Source organism: Ureibacillus galli (genome assembly GCF_014836845.1).
Lineage (GTDB): Bacteria > Bacillota > Bacilli > Bacillales_A > Planococcaceae > Ureibacillus > Ureibacillus galli.
In genome coordinates, this window is sequence record NZ_JACSQA010000004.1 from 85,737 (window position 1) to 106,763 (window position 21,027).

General features: G+C 38.2%; 22 protein-coding genes, 1 pseudogene and 1 riboswitch. Of the genes and pseudogenes, 20 read left to right on the plus strand and 3 right to left on the minus strand.

From position 1 onward, the window contains the following. Positions 1-162: 162 nt before the first annotated feature. From H9636_RS04900 to H9636_RS04940, 9 genes and pseudogenes are all read left to right on the plus strand, one after another. Complete coding sequence (locus H9636_RS04900) at positions 163-1,575, plus strand: DHA2 family efflux MFS transporter permease subunit (RefSeq protein WP_225230085.1); 1,413 nt, start codon at positions 163-165, stop codon at positions 1,573-1,575. Between the two features lie 150 nt (positions 1,576-1,725). Beyond that, positions 1,726-1,869 (plus strand): hypothetical protein, encoded by a 144-nt coding sequence (locus H9636_RS04905; RefSeq protein ID WP_191706509.1) that lies wholly within the window; start codon positions 1,726-1,728, stop codon positions 1,867-1,869. A 406-nt stretch (positions 1,870-2,275) separates the two neighbouring features. After that, entirely contained in the window at positions 2,276-3,052 is a 777-nt protein-coding gene (locus H9636_RS04910; protein WP_191706510.1) for a TerC family protein, read from the plus strand. A gap of 136 nt (positions 3,053-3,188) precedes the next feature. Further along, positions 3,189-3,288: riboswitch (TPP riboswitch) on the plus strand. Positions 3,289-3,401: 113 nt separating this feature from the next. Further along, positions 3,402-4,088 carry a thiaminase II gene (tenA, locus tag H9636_RS04915; RefSeq protein WP_191706511.1) on the plus strand — a complete coding sequence of 229 codons (687 nt, stop codon included), beginning with the start codon at positions 3,402-3,404 and terminating at the stop codon, positions 4,086-4,088. After that, positions 4,085-4,681, plus strand: coding sequence for an ECF transporter S component (locus H9636_RS04920; protein WP_191706512.1), 597 nt, complete (start codon positions 4,085-4,087; stop codon positions 4,679-4,681). Before tenA ends, H9636_RS04920 begins: the two co-directional genes overlap by 4 nt. After that, positions 4,659-6,242 (plus strand): annotated as a pseudogene (locus tag H9636_RS04925) (ABC transporter ATP-binding protein). Before H9636_RS04920 ends, H9636_RS04925 begins: the two are co-directional and overlap by 23 nt. Beyond that, entirely contained in the window at positions 6,239-6,976 is a 738-nt protein-coding gene (locus H9636_RS04930) for an energy-coupling factor transporter transmembrane component T family protein (RefSeq protein ID WP_191706513.1), read from the plus strand. The pseudogene H9636_RS04925 and the gene H9636_RS04930 overlap by 4 nt, the downstream one beginning before the upstream one ends. A gap of 75 nt (positions 6,977-7,051) precedes the next feature. Then, positions 7,052-8,137, plus strand: a complete 1,086-nt coding sequence (locus tag H9636_RS04935) for a lipocalin family protein (protein ID WP_191706514.1) — start codon at positions 7,052-7,054, stop codon at positions 8,135-8,137. A 140-nt stretch (positions 8,138-8,277) separates the two neighbouring features. Further along, entirely contained in the window at positions 8,278-8,559 is a 282-nt protein-coding gene (locus H9636_RS04940; RefSeq protein WP_191706515.1) for a DUF2564 family protein, read from the plus strand. A gap of 413 nt (positions 8,560-8,972) precedes the next feature. On the opposite strand, the gene H9636_RS04945 is transcribed toward H9636_RS04940, so the two are convergent. Next, complete coding sequence (locus H9636_RS04945; RefSeq protein WP_191706516.1) at positions 8,973-9,476, minus strand: DinB family protein; 504 nt, start codon at positions 9,474-9,476, stop codon at positions 8,973-8,975. A 98-nt stretch (positions 9,477-9,574) separates the two neighbouring features. On the opposite strand from H9636_RS04945, the gene H9636_RS04950 reads away from it, so the two are divergent. Both H9636_RS04950 and H9636_RS04955 read left to right on the plus strand, forming a co-directional pair. After that, on the plus strand, positions 9,575-10,522 hold the full coding sequence (locus H9636_RS04950) for a helix-turn-helix transcriptional regulator (RefSeq protein ID WP_191706517.1): 948 nt from the start codon (positions 9,575-9,577) through the stop codon (positions 10,520-10,522). Positions 10,523-10,615: 93 nt separating this feature from the next. After that, positions 10,616-11,200, plus strand: coding sequence for a hypothetical protein (locus H9636_RS04955; protein WP_191706518.1), 585 nt, complete (start codon positions 10,616-10,618; stop codon positions 11,198-11,200). A 48-nt stretch (positions 11,201-11,248) separates the two neighbouring features. Here H9636_RS04955 and H9636_RS04960 read toward each other — a convergent pair whose 3' ends face one another. After that, positions 11,249-11,971 (minus strand): class I SAM-dependent methyltransferase, encoded by a 723-nt coding sequence (locus tag H9636_RS04960; RefSeq protein ID WP_191706519.1) that lies wholly within the window; start codon positions 11,969-11,971, stop codon positions 11,249-11,251. Positions 11,972-12,238: 267 nt separating this feature from the next. Between H9636_RS04960 and H9636_RS04965 the strand changes: the two genes are divergently transcribed. The 9 genes from H9636_RS04965 (at position 12,239) to H9636_RS05005 (ending at position 19,111) form a co-directional block, all read left to right on the plus strand. After that, positions 12,239-12,568: an aminotransferase yhxA gene (locus H9636_RS04965; protein ID WP_318240994.1), complete on the plus strand. Its 330-nt coding sequence runs from the start codon at positions 12,239-12,241 to the stop codon at positions 12,566-12,568. 44 nt (positions 12,569-12,612) lie between these two features. Further along, complete coding sequence (locus H9636_RS04970) at positions 12,613-13,011, plus strand: DUF350 domain-containing protein (protein ID WP_191706520.1); 399 nt, start codon at positions 12,613-12,615, stop codon at positions 13,009-13,011. Positions 13,012-13,029: 18 nt separating this feature from the next. Next, a complete protein-coding gene (locus H9636_RS04975; RefSeq protein WP_191706521.1) occupies positions 13,030-13,491 on the plus strand; it encodes an RNA helicase in 462 nt (153 codons plus the stop codon). Beyond that, a complete protein-coding gene (locus H9636_RS04980) occupies positions 13,488-14,723 on the plus strand; it encodes a glutathionylspermidine synthase family protein (RefSeq protein ID WP_191706522.1) in 1,236 nt (411 codons plus the stop codon). Before H9636_RS04975 ends, H9636_RS04980 begins: the two co-directional genes overlap by 4 nt. Positions 14,724-14,728: 5 nt before the next feature. Continuing rightward, entirely contained in the window at positions 14,729-15,757 is a 1,029-nt protein-coding gene (locus H9636_RS04985; RefSeq protein WP_191706523.1) for a potassium channel family protein, read from the plus strand. Positions 15,758-15,875: 118 nt separating this feature from the next. Next, on the plus strand, positions 15,876-16,445 hold the full coding sequence (locus tag H9636_RS04990) for a hypothetical protein (RefSeq protein WP_191706524.1): 570 nt from the start codon (positions 15,876-15,878) through the stop codon (positions 16,443-16,445). Positions 16,446-16,663: 218 nt separating this feature from the next. Continuing rightward, positions 16,664-17,230, plus strand: a complete 567-nt coding sequence (locus tag H9636_RS04995) for a DeoR family transcriptional regulator (RefSeq protein WP_191706525.1) — start codon at positions 16,664-16,666, stop codon at positions 17,228-17,230. Between the two features lie 47 nt (positions 17,231-17,277). Continuing rightward, positions 17,278-18,651 (plus strand): PepSY-associated TM helix domain-containing protein, encoded by a 1,374-nt coding sequence (locus H9636_RS05000; protein ID WP_191706526.1) that lies wholly within the window; start codon positions 17,278-17,280, stop codon positions 18,649-18,651. Continuing rightward, on the plus strand, positions 18,644-19,111 hold the full coding sequence (locus H9636_RS05005) for a FixH family protein (protein ID WP_191706527.1): 468 nt from the start codon (positions 18,644-18,646) through the stop codon (positions 19,109-19,111). The genes H9636_RS05000 and H9636_RS05005 overlap by 8 nt, the downstream gene beginning before the upstream one ends. Before the next feature lie 46 nt (positions 19,112-19,157). Here H9636_RS05005 and H9636_RS05010 read toward each other — a convergent pair whose 3' ends face one another. Further along, the gene (locus H9636_RS05010; protein ID WP_191706528.1) at positions 19,158-20,984 is read right to left on the minus strand and encodes an APC family permease; all 1,827 of its coding nucleotides are present in this window, start codon (positions 20,982-20,984) and stop codon (positions 19,158-19,160) included. Positions 20,985-21,027: the final 43 nt, after the last annotated feature.

The window sequence follows — 21,027 nt, forward strand, 5'->3', positions numbered from 1 at the left end:
TCGCATGTTGAGTAGTGAACGTTTTCGAGGAAATTGTGGTTAGGAAACATCTAATTCCTTTGTTATTATAAATTTTATCGACATTGTGTTGATTAAGCAATAGAAGAGAAGGAGAAACAAATGGTGAACGAGGAACTAAATATAAATAAAAAAATACTATTAATGGTACTAGTAACGGGCTGTTTTTTATCAACGTTGAATCAAACATTATTAAATGTTGCTCTTAGTGATTTAATGGACATCTTTCATGTAGGTCCGACAACAGTTCAATGGTTATCAACCGGATTTATGCTCGTAAACGGGGTATTAGTGCCGATTACGGCATTTTTAATGAAACGATTTACGACGAGACAGTTGTTTATTAGTTCAATGATTTTTTTATTCATCGGCTCGGTTCTTTGTGGTTGTGCGATGAATTTTAGCATGTTATTGTCAGGACGAATGATTCAAGCCATTGGCGCAGGAATTATTATGCCGTTAATGATGAGCGTGATTTTATTTATTTACCCAGTAGAAAAACGGGGAAGTGTCATGGGCATTGTCGGGTTTGCAATGATTTTTGCGCCGGCAATTGCACCAACTTTATCTGGTTTTATTATTGAATTTGTCTCATGGAGATGGTTATTCATAGGATTAGCTCCATTGGCATTTATCGTTATCGTTCTTGCGTACAAATTTTTAGTCAATGTTTCGGAAACAGTGAAAGCGAAATTAGATGTTCCGAGCGTTTTATTATCAACGATAGGATTCGGTGGTATTTTATATGGATTTAGTAGTGCCGGTAGTAAAGGATGGGATGATTTAGTTGTCCTTATGTCGATTTGTTTAGGCATCGTGATTACATTCCTTTTCTGTTTAAGACAAATCAAGTCGGTCGATCCATTATTAAATTTATCTGTCTTTAAAAATAAAATGTTTACGCTCACATCCATCATTAATGTGTTCGTCACGATGGTGATGTACGCAGATTTAATTTTGCTCCCGATATACCTGCAAACGGGTCGGGGATTTACAGCCTTTGAAGCGGGATTATTGTTACTGCCAGGGGCTGTAATCAATGCCTTTTTATCACCTGTAACGGGGAAAATATACGATAAATACGGGGCAAAGCCGTTGTTTATCACAGGATTACTTTTCGTCATTGCTTCCATGTGGGCGGTGACGGATTTATCGGAATCAACGACGTATCTATATGTCATGATGCGTACGATAGTTTTACGAATTGGTTTAAGCTGCATCACGATGCCATTAAATACAGCAGGTTTGAATGCATTGCCAAAACATTTAGGAACACACGGTTCAGCAGTGAATAATACCGTTCGTCAACTAGCAGGGGCTATAGGAACAGCGGTAGTTGTAACGGTTTATACGGTCCAAGCGACAGCTCACGCAACAAAGATAGGGAGTGAAAATCCTAAACTTTCTACTGATGAAATGACAAGTCTATCTTCAATATTAAGTTCGGGAGATGCCTATCAATTTATGCTGATTTTAGCCGTAGTTGCTCTTTTATTAACATTCTTTATGCCAAATAAAGCTAAAGTGAAGTTAGAAACAACCAAACAAGAAGGATAAACAATAACAAGTCTTACTCTTTATGGGTAAGTCTTTTTTTAATGAGAAAATACTTAATTTAATTTCTAAGATATGGTATTTTTAATTAAAAGTGATTCGGAAGGAGTGTGAATAACCTGATAGATTCAATCTTTAGAGAACTGATAGTAAGTGCATAAAGTTTTCTGCTCTATTTCTAAAAATACAAAAGCGGTCTATGCCCATGTTGAAAAGAATAAATTAACATGGATTGTGTATTTTGATGAAGAAGCGTTAGAAAAAGAAAGACTAAAAGTAACTGTAACCGAAATATAATGTGGCTTCCCAGAAATATCCACTGTGAATGAGCAATATATATGTATCAATAGTTGAGATCTCGTTTACTAGAGGAAAGTGGAGTCCATACAGTGGGATGTTTACTATTATTACACCGTTCCCTTTTTTTGAGAAGTTTTTCGTTTTTAAAGGAAAAAATGGCACTTTGTCGTTGGAAGAAAATAATACAAGGTATAAGTGCAATTGATGTAAAGTCGAAATTAATGAAATATTGACCTTCAGCACTTTCTTTGAAAAAATATACCTTAGCAGTTGAGTAGTAATTTAATGGTTAACCACTAAAATTGCTTTCAAAACCACTAAGAATACTTATGTCTAATTAGGAAAGTCTATATTTATAGAGATTTTTTCCTATCATAATACTTACAGATTGGGGTCTTGTAAAATGGAGTCATTATGGTTAGAGTATGCCTGGACATTGTTGATTTTAATCGGATTGGAAGGATTATTATCAGCAGACAATGCTCTAGTCCTTGCAGTAATTGCCAAGCATTTACCTGAAGAAAATAAAAAAAGAGCTATAAATTACGGAATCCTATTGGCCTTTGTATTTAGATTTGCTGCACTTTTTGCCATTTCTTTTATTGCCAATGTGTGGCAAATACAGGCGATAGGGGCTGCCTATCTTCTATATCTAGGATTAAAGCATGTCATTCAAGCACGGTTTGGTAAAGATAATAAGAATATTCATAAGGACGATGAAAAGGAATCAGCAGGTAAAAGTTTTGGTGCTACTGTAGGGAAGATTGCATTAGCGGATCTTGCTTTTGCAATTGATTCTATTCTAGCCGCAGTTGCTCTTGCCCTCGGTCTTCCAGATTCCCCACTAGGCGACTTTGGTGGTATGGATGCAGGTAAATTTATCGTTGTCTTACTTGGAGGTATTGCTGGACTTGTTTTAATTAAGTTTGCAGCAACTTGGTTCGTACAACTTCTTGATAAACGTCCAGCTTTGGAAACTACAGCATATGCAATTGTTGCTTGGGTTGGTGTTAAATTAGCTGTAATCACGCTTGCCCATGAGGATATCGGTGTGTTGGATCATCACTTCCCTCACAGCACTACTTGGACACTAATCTTCTATGGAGTATTAGTAGCTATTGCCCTACTCGGTTGGTTTGCGCCTAGTAACAAGCCAAAAGGAAAAGATGTATCGTTATAAATAAAAAATAATCTATAAAAGCATTTACCTTATCACTATCTACCTATAGTACCTTCGGATTAAATTGTACCTTCTTGGAAAAATTTGAATTGACTTTTAAAATAATCGGATGTAGAGTGAAAATTAAATTAATAGGAAAGACCACTAGGGGAGCCGTTTTGGCTGAGACAGAGTAATCTGGACCCTTTGAACCTGATCTAGTTCATACTAGCGTAGGAAAGTGGAGTCCGTGCATGGGTATGTTTAAAATTATTCTGCCGCTCCATTTTTTGGAGCGGTTTTTTCGTTGTTGAAGGAAAAATGGCTCCAATGAACGTCTTCCGATTATAACCAATAAGGAGGAATTAACATGAATTTTTCAGCAGAACTTAGGAGGGAAGCAACTCCTATCTTTAACGCAATTTTTGAACATCCTTTCGTACAAGGAATCGCAAAGGGAGATTTAAAAAGGGAACAATTAATCCATTACGTCAAACAAGATTTTGAGTATTTAAGTTCCTTTATACGAATCTATGGAATTGCCATTTCAAAGTGCGAGAATCGTGAAGATATGGCCATGTTTAACCAGCAAATAGCATTTATTTTAAACAGTGAAACCCATCCGCACCAAAACTTTTGCCAAATCGCAGGTGTACTATACGAAGATTTACAAGGATATCCGTTATCGCCATCTGCTCATCAATATATTCGTCATATGCTGACCGTTGCCCATGAAGGAACGTTAGGCGAAATTTTAGCTGTTTTATTGCCTTGTCCATGGACGTATTGGGAGATAGGGAAGAAATTATTAAATGACGTTAAACCAGATCGATTCCATCCATTTTACGAATGGATTCATTTCTACGGTAGCCGTACGGATTCTATTACGACAAAATTCTGTGAACGTCTAGATACATGGGCGTTAAATGCAACAGAGAAAGAAAAGGAAAAGATGCGAAGTCACTTTTTACTCAGTTGCCAGCTTGAATATATGTTTTGGGATATGGCTTATCAACTGGAAGAATGGCCTGTGAAAATGGAGGCTGTGAAAGAATGAAGTGGAAGATGAAAGAAGTCGTCCTTGCGGTTATTTTATCAGTAGCTTGTGGTGTCATTTATTTAGGCTGGTCGACCCTTTGGATTCCGATTTCCGCTCTAGTCGGACCAGTAGGAGCAGGGTTTATGTTTGGGATTTGGGTTATTGCTAGCCCCATCGTTGCTTATATCATTCGTAAACCGGGTGCAGCCTTTATCGCAGAGGTTGCTGCAGCTGCTGTTGAATTACTGACGGGTAGTCACTTTGGTTTATCGGCTCTATTAGTAGGGGTTTTTCAAGGGATTGGTTCCGAAATCGCCTTTGCCCTATTTCGATATAAACGTTACAACCTCTTCACTTTAATGCTTTCGGGTGCTTTAGCAGGAGTTTTAGGAATAGTTTATAACTTAGTGGCTAACGGTTTTGGCTACTATACGACGGGCGTATTTTTTGCAACATTAGCGATTCATATTATTAGCGGAGCGATTCTCGGTGGATGGTTAGGGAAAGTAGTAGTCGACGCCCTAGCCAAAACAGGGGTACTAGAACAATATGAAATTATGAAACAAACTAGAAAAAAGGGCGAGATCAATGGAAACATTTCTAGGATGTAAAAATTTATTTATTCGCTTCTATAATCGCTCTGAACAATCGCTTCAAAATATAACCTTATCCATAAATAAAGGGGAAAAAGTATTAATCCTCGGACCTAGTGGGAGTGGCAAATCAACTTTGATTTCCGCCCTCGCTGGTATTATTCCGGAGCATGTTGAGGCCGAAGTAAGTGGTGAAGTATTTTCTAGAAAAAATGGTGGCGTGATGTTCCAAGATCCCGATTCCCAATTTTGCATGTTGCATGTAGATGAAGAGATTGCCTTTAGTCTGGAAAATCGATCTATTCCTCGAAATGAGATGGACAAAATGATTGCCGACTTAATGTTGCAAGTCGGTTTGAACGTAGATAGGAGAACACCGATTGAAACATTATCAGGTGGAATGAAGCAACGATTAGCGTTGGCCTGTCTGTTAGCCTTACAACCTGAAGTGTTGTTTTTTGATGAACCAACAGCCCAACTCGATCCGAAAGGTAGACAGGAAATATTTGATTTATTGCACCAACTTTCGAAACAAACAAACCAAACGATGGTCTTTGTGGAACATGTATTAGATGGTTGTATCGAGTGGATGGATCGAGCCATTTTGTTAAATGATTGTGGAACTGTGATTGCCGACGGAAAACCAAAGGACATTCTTCAAAACTTCCAAAAAGAAATGGAAGCAGCGGGGATTTGGCGACCAAAGGTTTTTCCTGAAAAGTGGTCGGAAGTAGTGGAGAATACGTCCCATCCTATATCGATGAAACTATCTGAAAAACTTGAAACGAAGCTAGTTAATAAAGAAAAGGGAAATAATGACGTAGTGATTCGTACAGAAAATATGGAAATAGGCTATGGGAAAAAGACGATTGTTAGCGACATTAATGTAGAAATCCGTAAGGGGCAATGGGTATCTATTATAGGGCAAAACGGAAGTGGAAAAAGTACGTTCTTAAAAAGTGTGATTGGTTTAGAGCCTATAAAAAAAGGACAACTTTACTTTCAACATAAGGAATTAAAAAAATGGTCCGATCGGTAATTATTTGAAAAGGCTGGCTTTGTTTTTCAAAATCCAGAACATCAATTTATAACAGATACGGTATTTGACGAAATTGCCTTTGGTGGCCGACAAAGAAATTGGCCAAAGGATTTAATTGAAACAAAAACAATGCAATTATTAAAGGAATTTGGATTGGAAAGATATTGCGACGCTCACCCTTTTACATTAAGTTTAGGGCAAAAACGTCGATTAAGTGTGGCGACAATGTTATTGTTCGATCAAGTTTTACTATCACTCGATGAGCCTACTTTTGGCCAAGATGAAAAAACGGCGAATGAACTGATTCGTTGTCTAAAAGAAAGGCAGGACCAGGGAACAACCATTATAATGGTGACCCACGATATGGATTTAGTTGATCGCTATTCGGATCAAGTTATTCTCTTTAACGATGGAAAAGTGATGTATCAAGGCCAACCGTATGGATTATTTTCTGATGTAAAGATGGTGCGGGAATGTGGATTAATCCCACCACTCCATTACCAGTTGATGCATGAAAGAAGGGGGCTTGTTTTTGTATGAAGGCAAACGATTCATTCCTCGCTTCTTTAAATCCGAGTTGTAAGTTATTTACGCACATATTTGTCATGTTTTTATTAATGACAATCTCAAATCCAAAAGTAACCTTATTCATATGGATTCTCGGTGTATTCGTGGGAATTTTGTTAGGAGGTTGGCGGATTTCGTACCTTTTCAAACGGCTTGTGCCATACCTTGGGTTTTCCATTCTTGTCTTTTGGATGATGGCGGCCTTTGGCGAAGGGGAAACAACGATTTGGAAATGGGCTTGGTTCCATGTGACGGAGGAAAGTATCACAAATGGCTTAACGGTTGCATTAAGAATGTTAGGCTTTGTCACGTATGGCTTATTATTTACTTCTACAACCGATTTAACCTTGTTCATTATGAGTTTAATTCATCAATGTAAGCTTTCACCAAAATGGGCTTACGGATTACTAGCCGGGTTTCGATTTATCCCGCTCTTTCAATCGGAATTAAGGCAAATGAAGACGGCCCATAAAGTAAGAGGGTACAAACAAAAAAATAGTTGGAAAGCATTTATGCGATATTCCATCCCACTGTTTAGCCAGGGAATACGAAAGGCAGAGCGAATTGCCATTGCAATGGAAGCCCGTGGATTTACAGGGACAAAAGAGAGAACGTATTATCAAACGACACAAGTCGTGACAAAAGACTGGGCTTATGCATTTTTATTATTAATCGTTGTAATCGCGTTGATGATGGTGGAGGGATGATTTCGATTAATGGTCGCATTCTAATTCGGATGTGCATATCTTACTGAAAAACAGTAGGGTGTGTGACGTAAGTTGATGAAAAACTTTTCTAATGAAGTTTCCCTTCCGAAAGATACAGCTCCCCATTTATTTTCAAATGTGGAATGGTGGTACTATTTTGCTTATCTTACGGGGGAGAAAGGAGGCCGATATGCGACAATGGCTTCCTTTTTTCGAATTGGGGAAACCGAGTTAAATAAAGGCCATTATTTAATTTTTTCTCTCATTGATTTGAATAAAGAAATTCAGTATAACTATTCCCAAATCGACTCAACATTAAAGTGGAATTTAAAGGCCTTCTATCTTCCGCTGTATTTACTACTTCGTCCCGCAGATAAGCGCATTTGGAGATTGCAAAAAAGCTTGTTGAAGGGAAAAATTCCTTCTCCCCATACGCAAATGAAAGAAGTGACAATCAAACATAATCCAACCGAGCTTATTTATGGGGATCATCATGTATCATTTTTCGGTGAGAAGGAAGATCGTTTTAACGTACAACTAGCCGACGAAAAATTGGAAATCGATTTACAATTTACACCGCTTAAATCCATTGCTCTTATTGGTGAAGATGCTAAACCAGATGAGTTATACTATTACTCCTTTACGAAAAACGAAGTTCAAGGACAGATTCGTACGGAACAAGGAACACAAAAAGTAACAGGTCAAGGTTGGTTTGATCATCAATGGGGATGGGATTATGCATTATTAAAAGGAAACGAAGGATGGAATTGGTTTGGTCTTCAATTAAGTGATGGCCGAGAGTTGTTATTAAATGAGATGCATTCCAGAGGGGAGAAAACCTTTTCTCCGATGGCCAATTTAATTGAACGGGACGGATCATTGCGTTTTTCAAGAAATGTGGATTTTCAACAATTGAAACATTGGCAAAGTGTGCAAACGAAAGGGAATTATCCAATCGAATGGAAGATTGTTATTCCTGATTTTTCAATGGAAATAAACGTGAAGGCTGCTTTCCCTAATCAAGAAATGCCGATTATCGGACCGCTTCAAGCTATATGGGAAGGAGCTTGTATTGTAACGGGTCAGGAAATTTTAGCGAATGGAAAGAGAAAAAATATTTATGGGAAAGGCTTTATGGAATTAGTCGGATATGCGAATTAAATATTTTTCGTTGTATTGTTAGTATTGCTCCATCACAAAAAGATATGTCCAACATTTGTAGCTTTCCTTCGTACATATTTTGTAGCCAAATTTCAATACTAAAGTGGAAACGAAAATTGGCGTAGGAAGGGAAGAGACATATGGCGAAGCATTCAGATACAAGTTGGAAACAGGATCATCCAAGTACGTTGTTCGGCAACTCGGTTCAAAAGGCTGATCGCGCGGTAAAGCAAGCGATGTCCCACCCAGAGGAAATAGCAGTGGAGCATGCTTTCAATTCCATCGCCCACGCAGAAAACGCATTTTCCAATGCAGTCCAACATGAAGAACATATGGATATGATTGAAGCAAATAAACAGCATTTAGACAAAGTGAAACAACAATTACGTGAAGTGGAAGAGATTGTGGAAGAGCAAAAATAAATTGGTATTACAAACATGACAGCTAATTGGCAAATAAAATGCCAATTAGCTGATTTTCGTGAAAAACTCATTATTTTCAGTGAAAACTTCGATTTTCTATTTAATAAACCCACTATGTTTTGTTGGCATACAATCAAAGCCAACCTTTAACATAGGTTAATAAACCGATAAATGCACCAATACTAGCTGCTGGAAAAACAAAAAGAGCTAGGTGTAAGTCTTTCTTTTCCTTTTTATCTTCTGTAACCAAATTTTACACCTCCTATGTAATTATTCCATAAATTAATTAAATGTTACCATAAATATCCATAGTATTTAAACAATACTCCTCAACTAACCTTCACATGTAGTTCTAATTGGACTTTTGGTAAGCAAAATCTCATAAACATATATCCAGAATGCCTTTGAAACTTTTAAAGAGGTGGATTTTCCACTCCAAATTGAAACCAATCTTCCTTTGGTGGGCCGTACACGCCGAACGGTTTTATGCCAGCTTGACGCATGAGAACAGTCATTTGGCCGCGATGATGGATAATATGTTTAATTAATCCCATTAAAATTTGAGCATTGGATTCTTCTCTGCCAAAGGCAATTTGTCGTTTCTTCAAATCTTCGTCTGTCCATTGTTCCTCAATCACTCTCGCAGCATCTGCACTAGTTTTTTGAAACGTTTTAACGATAACACTTGCGGAGCTTGGAATCTGTTCTTTATTTTCTACTTCATTGATTTTCAATCCAAAATCGGATAAGTATTCCGGTATTGTCGTCGTTAAATGCCATGCAATCCTTCCTAATGTACGACCTTCCGCATACACTTGTTGGTTCAACGATGAATCGGTTAAACCTTCCAACACTTTTTGCGTTAACAACGCTTCCTTATTCCATTCCTTTATAAAATCTGCAACGGTACCATACATGTTTCATTCCTCCGATATCATATATTTTTTGTATCTATTGTCGATTATAAACTACAATGGTGACAACGAATGTCACTGTTTATTATTTGGAGGTATCCATGTCTAAAGCGAAAAGGTTAAATGAACTCATTATGATGGTGAATCGAAAGAAAAGATTTACGGTCGGGGAGTTAGCGCAAGAATTTGGCGTATCTAAAAGAACGATTTTACGAGATATGCAAGAATTAAGTGAAATGGGGGTTCCACTGTATTCTGAGCCAGGTCCCCATGGGGGCTATCAAGTATTAAATGAAAGAATTCTTCCTCCGATTGCTTTTAGTGAAAATGAAGCGATTTCTATTTTTTATGCTATTCATGCATTAAGACATTACATTTCCCTTCCTTTTGATACAGAGTATGAATCAATCAAAAAGAAATTTTATTTAACTCTTTCTGGAGATGTGCGGGATAAAATTGACCAAATGAAAGACCGGGTTGATTTTTATGCCATTACCCAACAAGAAGAGGTGCCGTTTTTAAAACAACTATTGGAGGCAGCTATCGAACAGAAAGTCATCAACATCGACTATGAAACAATCGAAAAAAGCAGTAACCGAAGTATTCAACCGATTGGTATTTACGCGAAAGATGGAAAATGGTACTGCCCGGCTTATTGCTTTTTAAGAAATCATTATCGTGTTTTCAGGTGTGATCGGATTAAACAGGTAAAAGAGGATGAACAAACGCCACCGATTAATCTATCGGAAATACACTTGAAAAATCGTTTTAATTTAATCGATAAAAATAAAGTCACTTATCCATTACATGTGGAGTTGACGGACAAAGGGATAGAAAAATTTAAAAAGGCGAGCTATCCGGGCGTGTTTTTACACGTGAGAGAAGATGGTTCGGGGTATTTAATAGGTGAGATTTCGGAAGAAGATTTGTCCTTTTTTGCAAACTATTTTATCGATTATGGGAAAGAAGCATTGATCAATGGCCCTATAGAATTAATTGACTGTATGAAAGAAAAGTTACATGAAATTTTAAAACTGTATTGTCACTAAGTTTTTATGATGGAGTGTCCCCAAAAGTCTAGGTACTAGCAAAGATTCACCATATACTAATTTTAAAGTTTAACCCTGATAGGGGGTGAATTGATGCCATTTTATCCGCCCAATCCTAGACGAAGGCAACAGCAAATGATGTATAGATCTGGTTTTGGACCTTCCAATCCAGCTAGAGGGCAACAACAATCCTATGAGTCCAATCAAGGTAGACAAGAGACGCCTTATTTCAATCCGTATGAAGGAGCAGAACAGCCCTTCTATCCGTATCAGGAAGAGCAGGCGTTCTTTAACCCGTTTCAAGGAAGAGGAGAGGAAGCGTATTTCGATCCATATCAAAATTTGGAGGAACAACCATACTTCAACCCTTATGATGTAGAGCCTCCGTTTTTCAATCCTTTTCAAGGAGGGGGGCAACCTTTTCCTCATCAAGGACGGGGAGGGCAACCGCTGTTTAACCAAGCTCAAGGAAGACCACAGCCGGGTGCCTTTAACCGCAATCCAGGGAGGCCACAGCAACCGCCTTTTAACGGAAACCAACAACCCCGACCTGGTTTTTTCACAAGATTACCTGATAATATAAATAAAATTTACGGTCATGTCGGAACGATTCGGAACGGGGTTGATATGGTAAGGCAATTGGGAGCCTTTCTGAATGCCTTTAGAGGACCTAGATAGCACGTATACATCACTGCACATCAATATCGTTGATGTGCTTTTTGCGTTTTATCCCTTCGTACAAGTGAAAATACGGTAATCTAAAATCCCTTGATATTTTAAAACTTTTTCAAAATGCTGCTCCATTACTTCGAACGTTTCAGGTTCAATCGACTCGGAGAAATGATAATCTTCTAAAACGGCATTGTCTTGTTGTTGGGAAGGCTGAGGATGAATGTGAATATGTTGAAAACCAGTTTGCTCGAATAAATGAATCCAATCTTTTTCTGTTAAAAGGGATTGAAACTCGTAAAATTGTTGAAGATCCGTTTCCTCCGTTTTATCAAGAGGGCGGTTTATCGTCATCTCAATCGCAATGAAACGACCACCAGACTTTAATAGACGGTAAATCTCTTTAAGGGCAACGGATGCATTGGCAAAGGATAGTACGGATTCAGAGAGGACAAGGTCAAATTGAGCGTCCTGTAATGGGACATTCTCGATGGAACTTTGGAGAATCTCTACCGGTAACTGATCCTTCTTCATTCTTTTTTTCGCCTTTTCTACCATTATTGGATGGATGTCAATGCCGGTTACTTTTGCGTCATATCGAGAGGTAAGATAAGCTGCCGTTTGCCCCGTACCACAACCGACATCTAATACATGGGATGTTTCGTCAATCGACTCATTTTTTAACACTTCCATCGTTAAACTAAGTCCTCCAGGATGGGCCCCTCCGACTCCGAACTGGGAAAGAAAATCTAAATACTTAGAACTTTTTATTTGAACCACCTACTTCCTTTATCTTTAGTTGTAGTTTATGTTGGGTATAATTGATGGTTCCTTCAAAGGTGTATTGTTCATACGCAATATTTCCTCCAAATTCAATAGGCGTAAATCCGATTTATTTCCTATTTCCTTCCAAGTTTGTAAGCACTACAATAGTAAAGGTTCATTCGATTTTTAGCATAAATAGGATGGGGAAATCGTATGGTATGACGACCCTTGAGAGAAGTTGAATCTTTTTACAAAATTGCTCGTAAATGTAAAAGAAAAGAGGTGAAGAGATTGGGGAAAACGAGAAAGGTCATGGTAGGTGTTACGTCGACTGCACTGACGCTAGGATTAGCTGGATGTGGTTCAAATACTGCTGAAGGATCTCCTCCTGATGATCAATATTGTAATGATTGGGAATGGGATAACGATGATGGTGTATGGGAATGTGATGACAGACATTCTAGCTATTATGGTCATTATTATTATGGCGGCTCTTATTATAAAGATAAAAACTCCCTGTTAAAGAATTCAAGTTTTAAGAGCTCGAAAAGTAGTTCTTCTGTGAACAAGAGCTCTGGCTTTGGCAGTGGATCAAAAAGCTACGGGGGATAAGAACCCCCTTTATGAAAAATAGAAGTTAAAAAGGGAGGTACACAATGAATTTATATCTTAATTTTGCATCGTATGTAGGGGTTTCTTTACTGCTTCTTATCGTAGGAGTTGTTTTATTTACGATCAGTACACCGAAATTAAAGGAATTTCGTTTAATCGCTGAAAAAAATGTCACGGCAGCAATGTCCCTTGGAGGGAAAATTTTTGGTTTAGCAATTGTATTAGGTGCGGCAGCACAATATTCGGTTTCTCTTCTTGACATGTTACTTTGGGGAGCAATCGGAATTGTCGCTCAAATTATCGTCTTTATTTTAGCGGAAGTGTTAACGATTCGCTTTAGTATCCATCAAGCAATCGAAGAGGATAATCGAGCAGTAGGAACGATGTTATTATCTTTATCGTTAGCCGTTGGTTGGATTATTGCCAACTGTTTATCTTACTAGTTAGGGTGGGGAAGGACAATGAAAGCATTAACTTACTATCTCGATAAAGGAAATGGCCATTATGAGCCATTTTATGAATATACAACAGCCAATGTTGGAATCGATGAATTTTACGCGAGGCAGTTATGTACGTACTTCATCTTAAGAGGAACCCAATACGAACTCACTTCCAATGAAATGCTTGGGGAAGAAGAGATTTTAGTGATTAAAGAAATCGGCAGAAACTACCCAGGAGAAGATGAAAAAAGTTTTCGTGGTATGGGCGTCCATATCGAGTTTCGTAGCCCTGATGAACGGAATAATTTCCCGTTATTATCTCGCATTCCTTGTCCTTCCCACTTCGATGTCCTTCGCTACCTTGTAAAGGATGTCGTCGATGTACCGGGCATCGGACAAAAACTCGTAACTTCAACGGAAATCGATGAGGACCGGGGAGTTTATGTCCTATATGTCAAGGATGTAGGAGAGGGAACAGCGTGAAGGAGTCAGTTGATTATCATACAAAACGCCAACAATTTTACCGAAATATAGAAGGATTTTGGGCTGACCTGTATGGGGAGGAATATGCCCTATATGATATAAAGCTTTTAAAAGAAGAAGAAGTAACCCGCATTCGCCAAATTAGTGAACGTATCGGAACAATCTTTTTTAAAAGTGCTTCCTTACTTCGAAATGCGCCCGACGAAACATTACTCGAAATGGGCTTCCCAAAGGAGACGATTTCTTTTCTAAGATTAAAAACCATTCCAGCTGAGAGTGTCATTTCTCGGCTGGATTTAATTCCTTATGGAGACAGTTATAAATGTATCGAAATTAATGCGGATACACCGACATTCATTAAAGAGTTATTTTCGATTAATGGGTTCGTTTGTAGCGACTTTGGCGTGGCCAATCCGAATGAAGGAATGGAAGTTCTTTTAAGAAAAGCGGTTCGACATAGTATTAATGAAAGTATTGCCCATCCATCCCCTCATATTGTATTTACAGCCCACGAGGACAACATTGAGGATAGGGAAACGGTACTGTTTCTTCAAAGGGGAGTGCCATCTAAATTCACGCCCCTTCATCAGCTACAAATTCAAAGGGGAGTCGGTCTCTTTGATGAGGATGGCGTGAAAATCGATCTTCTTTACCGCCAAACTTTCCCGATTGAAAGTTTAATAACGGACGAAGACGATGAAGGAAACCCGATTGGCCAATGGTTGTTGGAGTTGGTGGAGGAAGGGAAACTGATGATCATGAATCCTCCATCTGCCTTTTTACTACAAAATAAAGCAGTTCAAGCAATTATTTGGGGTCTGCATGAAGAGCGCCATCCTTTCTATACAGATGAAGAACACGAATGGATAGAAGAATACTTTCTTCCAACTTATTTGGAGTCGGATCCATTATTAGAAAAGGGAGTTCCCTTCGTGAAAAAGCCGTCCTTTGGAAGGGAAGGTGACACGGTAGAAATTTTTAATGGGGATGGTCAACTTGTACATCAAGATGCCCAAAAATCTTATTCGGAATTTTTACCGGTCTATCAGCAATTTGTTGAACACCCAACGGTAACTTTTCAAAGTGAAAAGGGTGTCCAACAAGGTCAGCTTTTACTTGGAAGCTTTTTATTAAATGGAAAACCATCTGCAATAGGCTATAGAGTAGGGGGAACGATTACAAATAATCTTTCCTATTACTTACCTGTTGGACTTTTAAAGGGAGAAGGGTAAGGAGTATGTGGATTTTACATAAAATTTTCTCGAAAATATCAAAGATTTCACTCCTACAGGCTGCCCTTTTAACAGTTGCTCTCATTTTAATAAGTAGTATTACGATGAGACTGGTTGAGCCGGAAACGTTCCCACGATTCATCGATGCCCTATGGTGGACGATGACGACCCTTGTAACGGTTGGATATGGCGATTATTTTCCGCAAAGTGACGTTGGAAGACTGTTTACGATGATTCTCCTTTATACGGTCGGTATCGGTGGAATGGGGATTATTATCGGGAAAGTATTCGAGAGCTTTAGCACATATCGAAGAATGAAGGAGGAGGGGCGATTGAGCTATTCAGGAAAGGACCATTATATTTTAATCGGGTCATCAAAAGAAAAACTGGAAAATGTCGTAGAGGAAATTGTAAGTGGTGGCTATAAAGGGGATGTGGTCATTATTGATCACGGGGAGCGCTGCCCGATTGAATACGACAAAGTTCATTTTATAAGTGGCAATCCGGCTGAAGAAGAGGTCCTGATGAAGGCAAATATTCTGGAAGCAAAATCCGTCGCTATCTTTTCCGATGATCAACAAAATTTTGCCGAATATGCCGATGGAAAAACGTTACTTACTGCTTCCAGGGTGGAGCATATCTCGAAAAAATACGATCAAAATATTTATACGATAGTCGAAATAAAGAAAGATAAACATATTGCTTTATTTGAACATGCCAATGTGGATGAATTCATTCTGTCCAACGATTCGGTTTCCCGACTGATGGCGCAAGCAGCCCTCCATCACGGTTCGAGTAAGTTATTTAAGCAAATTTTAAGCAACACCGACGGGGAGAATCTTTATGAGATTAACGCCAAACCCGAATGGAAAACATACCGGGATGCTTCAATCGAGTTGTTTGATATGGGCGCCATTTTAATTTCAGAAGGGAGCTCTTTAGACATTGCCCGCCGTCATCATGAGCAAATTCCTGACGGAGCGAAATTATTTATCATCTGTGATGAGGGAACTTATCAAAAGATTGTTGGGTAATTGTGTCAATTATTGGTATATTAAAGGAAAGCCTCATTTTGGCGGGGCTTTGATTTTTATTTAGGGAAACGATTTTGAATACATAAATGCATTCCAATTGATATATGGGGAGGTTAAAATGTTATCGAGAGCTGAAAGGATTAAAAGGGAGAAAGTAGAAAATCGTAAACATTTGTTAAGTCTTCCAAAAGTATTTTTATTCTTAATAGTCAGTATCGTAATTTATTTATCATCGCTATTTTTATGGGTGAAAGCCCTTGAAGGAACAACGTATAGTGAGCTTTTGGAATCGGTCATCCAAATGAATATTATAGCGGTTGGTTTATTTATCGCTTTAGGTTGTTTAAATTGGGAGTTGATTACGGTCATCATCAGGTCACTGCTCAAAATAGTATTCATGGTATGGGTTGTTTTGATGGTGCTGTTCTTCCCGATGAGTTCTATGGGTGAAAGCGTTTGGTTAATCGGACTTCCGTTTTTCTTTGTTTATCTGGAAGTGTTATTAGACATAAATGATGTTTTAAACCAAGTAAAAAAGGATTTCGCTATCCCGAAAATGAAGTTTGTGAATGGGGATATGTTAAAAAATCATTCGATTGCCATTTCAATCATCTTTTTAGCTGTCCTAAATGTAGTTATATCATATTTTATCGGTGATCTTTTAGAGGCAATAACCGTGTTCGGATAGAGAATATTGACATATGGATACAAAATCTAACGACAATGCGTAACGCGTTTGTTGTTAGGTTTTTTTATGTTTTCAGGCGTATTAAAAGGGAGTTATTTGTTGCAAATTTGTTAAAGTTCAACATTAATTCACAAAATTTATCACCTATCCCTAATGATTAAATCTATAATGGTGTAGAAGAATCGTGTCATTACAATAAAAGTAGGTGTTGGAGATAAATGTTACCTATCAAAAGACAACAACAAATTTTAACATGGTTAGAACAAGAAGGGACATTGCGAGTTTCTGAAATTAGTGAAAGATTAGGAGTTTCAGAAATGACAGTTTATCGGGATATTAAACCTTTAATCGATGAACAAAAGGTTTCTAAAACATCCAAGGGGATTACCCTTGTTGTACAAACTCCAAATTTATTAAATCGATGTGCGTACTGTTTAAAAGAACCGACTTCAAGAATGGCAGTGCAATTAATCAAAAAGAACCAACAAATTGAGCAAGCTTGTTGTCCCCATTGCGCGCTTTTGCGATATAAGGATATTGAGCAGGACGTCTCTCAAATGATTTGCCGAGACTTTTTAAAAGATACAACAATCAGTGCAAAAACGGCTATCTATCTTTTGAATGCGGATATCCAACTGAATTGTTGCCAACCACAGGTCATTGTTTTTGAATCAAAGAAACAAGCAAAACAATTCCGAAAAGGGTTTGGTGGGACCATTTATAGTTTTGATGAAGCCATTCAAGCAATCGTTGATGAAATGCATCCGAAAAATGGTTGTTGTTAAAGGTGAAATTTTCTTCCATCAGCATTAAAAAGTAAGGAGGGCTAGGCATGGATGAAACAACGAATCGTCTAGAAGAAAAAAGTAAAAAAACAACGAAAGCGGCCCTATATAAATCGGTATGGCGATGGCATTTTTACGCAGGGATTATTTTTGCTCCTTTCCTAATCATTCTCGCCGTTACAGGTTCCATTTATTTATTTAAGCCACAAATTGAACAAGTCATTTATAAAGATTATTATGAGGTAAACCCACAAGGGGAGAAAATCTCCGCTTCTGCGCAAATAGAAGAAGTGAAAAAACTGTACCCGGATGCCGTCGTAACCCAATATCGTCCAGGAGAAAATGACGAACGTTCAAGTGAAGTGGGCATCATTTCCAATGATGAGTCGTTAACGGTTTTTATAGATCCGTATACAGGGGAGTCCCTTGGTGAATTAAATAATAATGATCGAATCATGGATCGAATTGAAGAATTTCACGGAGAATTAATGGCGGGAACAATCGGAGACCGAATCGTAGAATTAGCTGCTTGCTGGGCGATTGTACTCATTGTGACAGGCCTTTTCTTATGGTTTCCGAGGAAGAAAAAGGACCTGTCGGGAGTGCTGTTTCCAAGGCTATCGAAAGGAAAAAAGGTTTTCAGAAGAGACATGCATGCAGTACCTGCCTTTTGGATCACAGCAGGAATGTTATTTCTTATTATGACCGGATTGCCTTGGTCCGGATTATGGGGAAATCAATTTCAGACAATCGTTACGAATACAGGAGAAGGGTATCCACCATCTGTTTGGATTGGTAATGCCCCAACGTCCAATGTAAAAACAAAGGAAATTGCCGATGTCCCTTGGGCGGCGGAAAATTTAGAAGTACCGAAGTCTGAAGTGGAAGGGTATGTACCCATTTCCATTGACGATGTAGTAGAGGTCGCCAATCGAGTAGGGATGCATCCGAGTTATACGGTCATTTTCCCAAATGGTAAAGAAGGGGTATTCACATTATCTGCCTTTCCTCCAAAAGCACAGGATGAAGCAACGATTCATATCGACCAATATTCTGGTGCGGTGCTTGCTGATTATCGTTATGATAACTACGGCGTAATGGGGAAAATCATCGCTTGGGGAATCACATTACATAAAGGAACACAATTTGGTCTCATCAACCAACTTATTAGTCTTGTCATTTGTTTAGGGATTATTTTTGTTGTCGTAAGTGGATTTTACCTTTGGTGGAAACGGAAGCCGACACATAGTTTAGGGGCTCCGAAGGCCATTAGTATAAAGAAAATGAAGCTCTTCCTATTATTGATGATTGCGCTCGGTATACTGTTTCCTTTAGTTGGATTGTCTCTTATTATTGTTTTCTTAATAGATTGGCTGATTATTAAAAGAATCTCGAAAGTTAGGATGTTTTTCAATGCATAAGAAAAAAATGATATGGATGTTTCTTTTCATTGTGATGCTTAGTGGATGTTCCCTGAAACCGGACGTTGCCAAGCTCTATAAAGAAGAATCGCCCCTTCAATCAGAAATTATTATTCCTGACACATTTTCAGCCAATGAAAAAGAGACAATTAAAGTCATTCTGACACAACACGGGGAAAGAGTAGAAGATGCAGATTTTGTCCATTTTGAAATTTGGAAACAAGATGGAACGGTCACATATTATATGGAAGAAGCCTTTGATTTAGGCAACGGTGTGTATGGAATTAGTAAAGATTTTAATAGTGACGGTCTCTATTTTGTAAAAGTACATGCTGGCAATAATGGATCGATTATCGTTCCACAAAAACAATTTGTTGTGGGCAGTCTTTCTAAAAGTGAATTGGACTTTTTACAAAAAGGACAACAAAGTCAAATCGAAGGGCATGAACATCATCATTAATAGAAGTAGAGACAACTTTCACATATAGAAAGTTGTCTCTTTTCATTTATTTTTTCAAATGGTACGGTACCGTCGAAACGACGACGTTTCTTCGGAACAATAAGGAAGAACGGATAAGTATCCCCGATTGGTTGTGAAGAATATTGTGCCATGTTTTCTTCGGAATAAATTGAGGAATGATTACCGTGACTTGGTAATTGGATTCACTTGCTTTATGTTCAACGATATCAATAAATTTCATCAGTGGATGAATGACACTTCGATATTGAGAATGCAAGGTTACTAATCTTACATCAGGCTGCCACTTCTTCCACTTTTCCTCAAAGGCTTTTTCATCCTCTCGATCAAAAGAAACATAGACGGCATACAGTTGGTCAGGCGAAAAAGCTTTCGCATAATTTAAGGAATTCTCGACCACTCGAGTCATACCAGCGACCGGAACGATCATTACATTTCCATTAATGGCCTTTAGTTCATGATGGTTGGTAAATCTAAGTTGGTCACCGACATCACGATAATGTTTTCTAATGCGATGGAAAGCAAAAATGATAATAGGTAAAAATATAAAGATTGACCAGACTTGTTCGAATTTAGTGATAAAGAACATCATTGTCACAATAAAACTAATGATAGCGCCTATGGAGTTAATGATTAATTTCGGAACCCATCCTTGCGGTTTTTCTTTAATCCATTTTACAATCATCCCGGTTTGAGAAAGGGTAAATGGAATGAACACACCTACTGCATACAGTGGGATAAGATGTTCCGTTTGTGCTTGAAAAGCAAAAATTAAAATAATCGAAGCAGCCCCAAGTATGATAATGCCATTTGAATAACCTAATCGGTCTCCTCTTGCAAGAAACATTCTTGGAATGAACTTATCTTTTGCAAGGTTAACGGCAAGTAATGGGAAAGCAGAATAACCCGTATTTGCAGCTAAGATTAATATTAAAGCTGTAGTTCCTTGAATAAAGAAGTACATGAAATTACGTCCAAATGTTTCTTCTGCAATTTGTGAGACGACGGTTACTTCGGCACTTGGAGAGATTCCGTAAAAGTAAGCTAAAAATACAATCCCTGTAAATAATACCGCTAGTAAGCCACCCATCATTAATAAGGTTTTCGCCGCGTTCTTTGGTGCTGGATCTTTAAAATTAGGGATGGCGTTCGAAATCGCTTCAACTCCTGTAAGAGCAGAACAACCAGAGGCAAACGCCTTTAAAAGGATAAACAAACTAACCCCCGCAACAGGAGTACCCATTTCAGTATGCAATGCTGGTGTAGCTTGACCTGTTACAATATGATAAATACTCACAGCGATTAAAATAAATAAAGCAAGCACAAATAAGTAGACGGGGTATGCCAATATAGAGGCAGACTCTGTGACTCCCCTTAAATTTAAAATGGTAAGTAGAACTACAAAAATAACCGCAATTTCTACATTAAAAGGGTGTAACGCTGGGAATGCAGATGTAATCGCATCGGTACCAGCAGAGACACTTACGGCTACCGTTAATATATAGTCTACTAAAAGGGAACCCCCTGCAATTAAACCTGAATTTATGCCTAAGTTGCTTTTTGATACGACATACGCTCCACCTCCATGAGGATAAGCGAAAATAATTTGTCTATAAGACAAGATAAGCGCTACTAAAAGAATTAAAACACCCAATGCAATAGGGAGAGAGTACCAATATGCCAATACGCCTAATGTTGCCAAAACAATTAGGATTTGTTCTGGACCATATGCTACGGATGATAGGGCATCCGAAGATAAGATAGCTAATGCTTTCGCTTTGTTTAGTTTTTGTTCACCAAGTTCAGTTGATTTCAGCGGTTTTCCAATTAAAACCCTTTTGATAGATGAAATCATTTTGATTGCTCCTCTTCATAATATTTTCTTCTACATGTCAAAA

What these genes read in the sequence shown, in the direction of transcription:
- tenA (WP_191706511.1), top strand. Translation starts at nt 3,402, where the DNA reads ATGAATTTTTCAGCAGAACTTAGGAGGGAAGCAACTCCTATCTTTAAC.
- H9636_RS04985 (WP_191706523.1), top strand. Translation starts at nt 14,729, where the DNA reads ATGTGGATTTTACATAAAATTTTCTCGAAAATATCAAAGATTTCACTC.
- H9636_RS04910 (WP_191706510.1), top strand. Translation starts at nt 2,276, where the DNA reads ATGGAGTCATTATGGTTAGAGTATGCCTGGACATTGTTGATTTTAATC.
- H9636_RS04920 (WP_191706512.1), top strand. Translation starts at nt 4,085, where the DNA reads ATGAAGTGGAAGATGAAAGAAGTCGTCCTTGCGGTTATTTTATCAGTA.
- H9636_RS04945 (WP_191706516.1), bottom strand. Translation starts at nt 9,476, where the DNA reads ATGTATGGTACCGTTGCAGATTTTATAAAGGAATGGAATAAGGAAGCG.
- H9636_RS05000 (WP_191706526.1), top strand. Translation starts at nt 17,278, where the DNA reads ATGGATGAAACAACGAATCGTCTAGAAGAAAAAAGTAAAAAAACAACG.
- H9636_RS04930 (WP_191706513.1), top strand. Translation starts at nt 6,239, where the DNA reads ATGAAGGCAAACGATTCATTCCTCGCTTCTTTAAATCCGAGTTGTAAG.
- H9636_RS04990 (WP_191706524.1), top strand. Translation starts at nt 15,876, where the DNA reads ATGTTATCGAGAGCTGAAAGGATTAAAAGGGAGAAAGTAGAAAATCGT.
- H9636_RS04955 (WP_191706518.1), top strand. Translation starts at nt 10,616, where the DNA reads ATGCCATTTTATCCGCCCAATCCTAGACGAAGGCAACAGCAAATGATG.
- H9636_RS04940 (WP_191706515.1), top strand. Translation starts at nt 8,278, where the DNA reads ATGGCGAAGCATTCAGATACAAGTTGGAAACAGGATCATCCAAGTACG.
- H9636_RS05005 (WP_191706527.1), top strand. Translation starts at nt 18,644, where the DNA reads ATGCATAAGAAAAAAATGATATGGATGTTTCTTTTCATTGTGATGCTT.
- H9636_RS04970 (WP_191706520.1), top strand. Translation starts at nt 12,613, where the DNA reads ATGAATTTATATCTTAATTTTGCATCGTATGTAGGGGTTTCTTTACTG.
- H9636_RS04900 (WP_225230085.1), top strand. Translation starts at nt 163, where the DNA reads ATGGTACTAGTAACGGGCTGTTTTTTATCAACGTTGAATCAAACATTA.
- H9636_RS05010 (WP_191706528.1), bottom strand. Translation starts at nt 20,984, where the DNA reads ATGATTTCATCTATCAAAAGGGTTTTAATTGGAAAACCGCTGAAATCA.
- H9636_RS04975 (WP_191706521.1), top strand. Translation starts at nt 13,030, where the DNA reads ATGAAAGCATTAACTTACTATCTCGATAAAGGAAATGGCCATTATGAG.
- H9636_RS04950 (WP_191706517.1), top strand. Translation starts at nt 9,575, where the DNA reads ATGTCTAAAGCGAAAAGGTTAAATGAACTCATTATGATGGTGAATCGA.
- H9636_RS04935 (WP_191706514.1), top strand. Translation starts at nt 7,052, where the DNA reads ATGAAAAACTTTTCTAATGAAGTTTCCCTTCCGAAAGATACAGCTCCC.
- H9636_RS04995 (WP_191706525.1), top strand. Translation starts at nt 16,664, where the DNA reads ATGTTACCTATCAAAAGACAACAACAAATTTTAACATGGTTAGAACAA.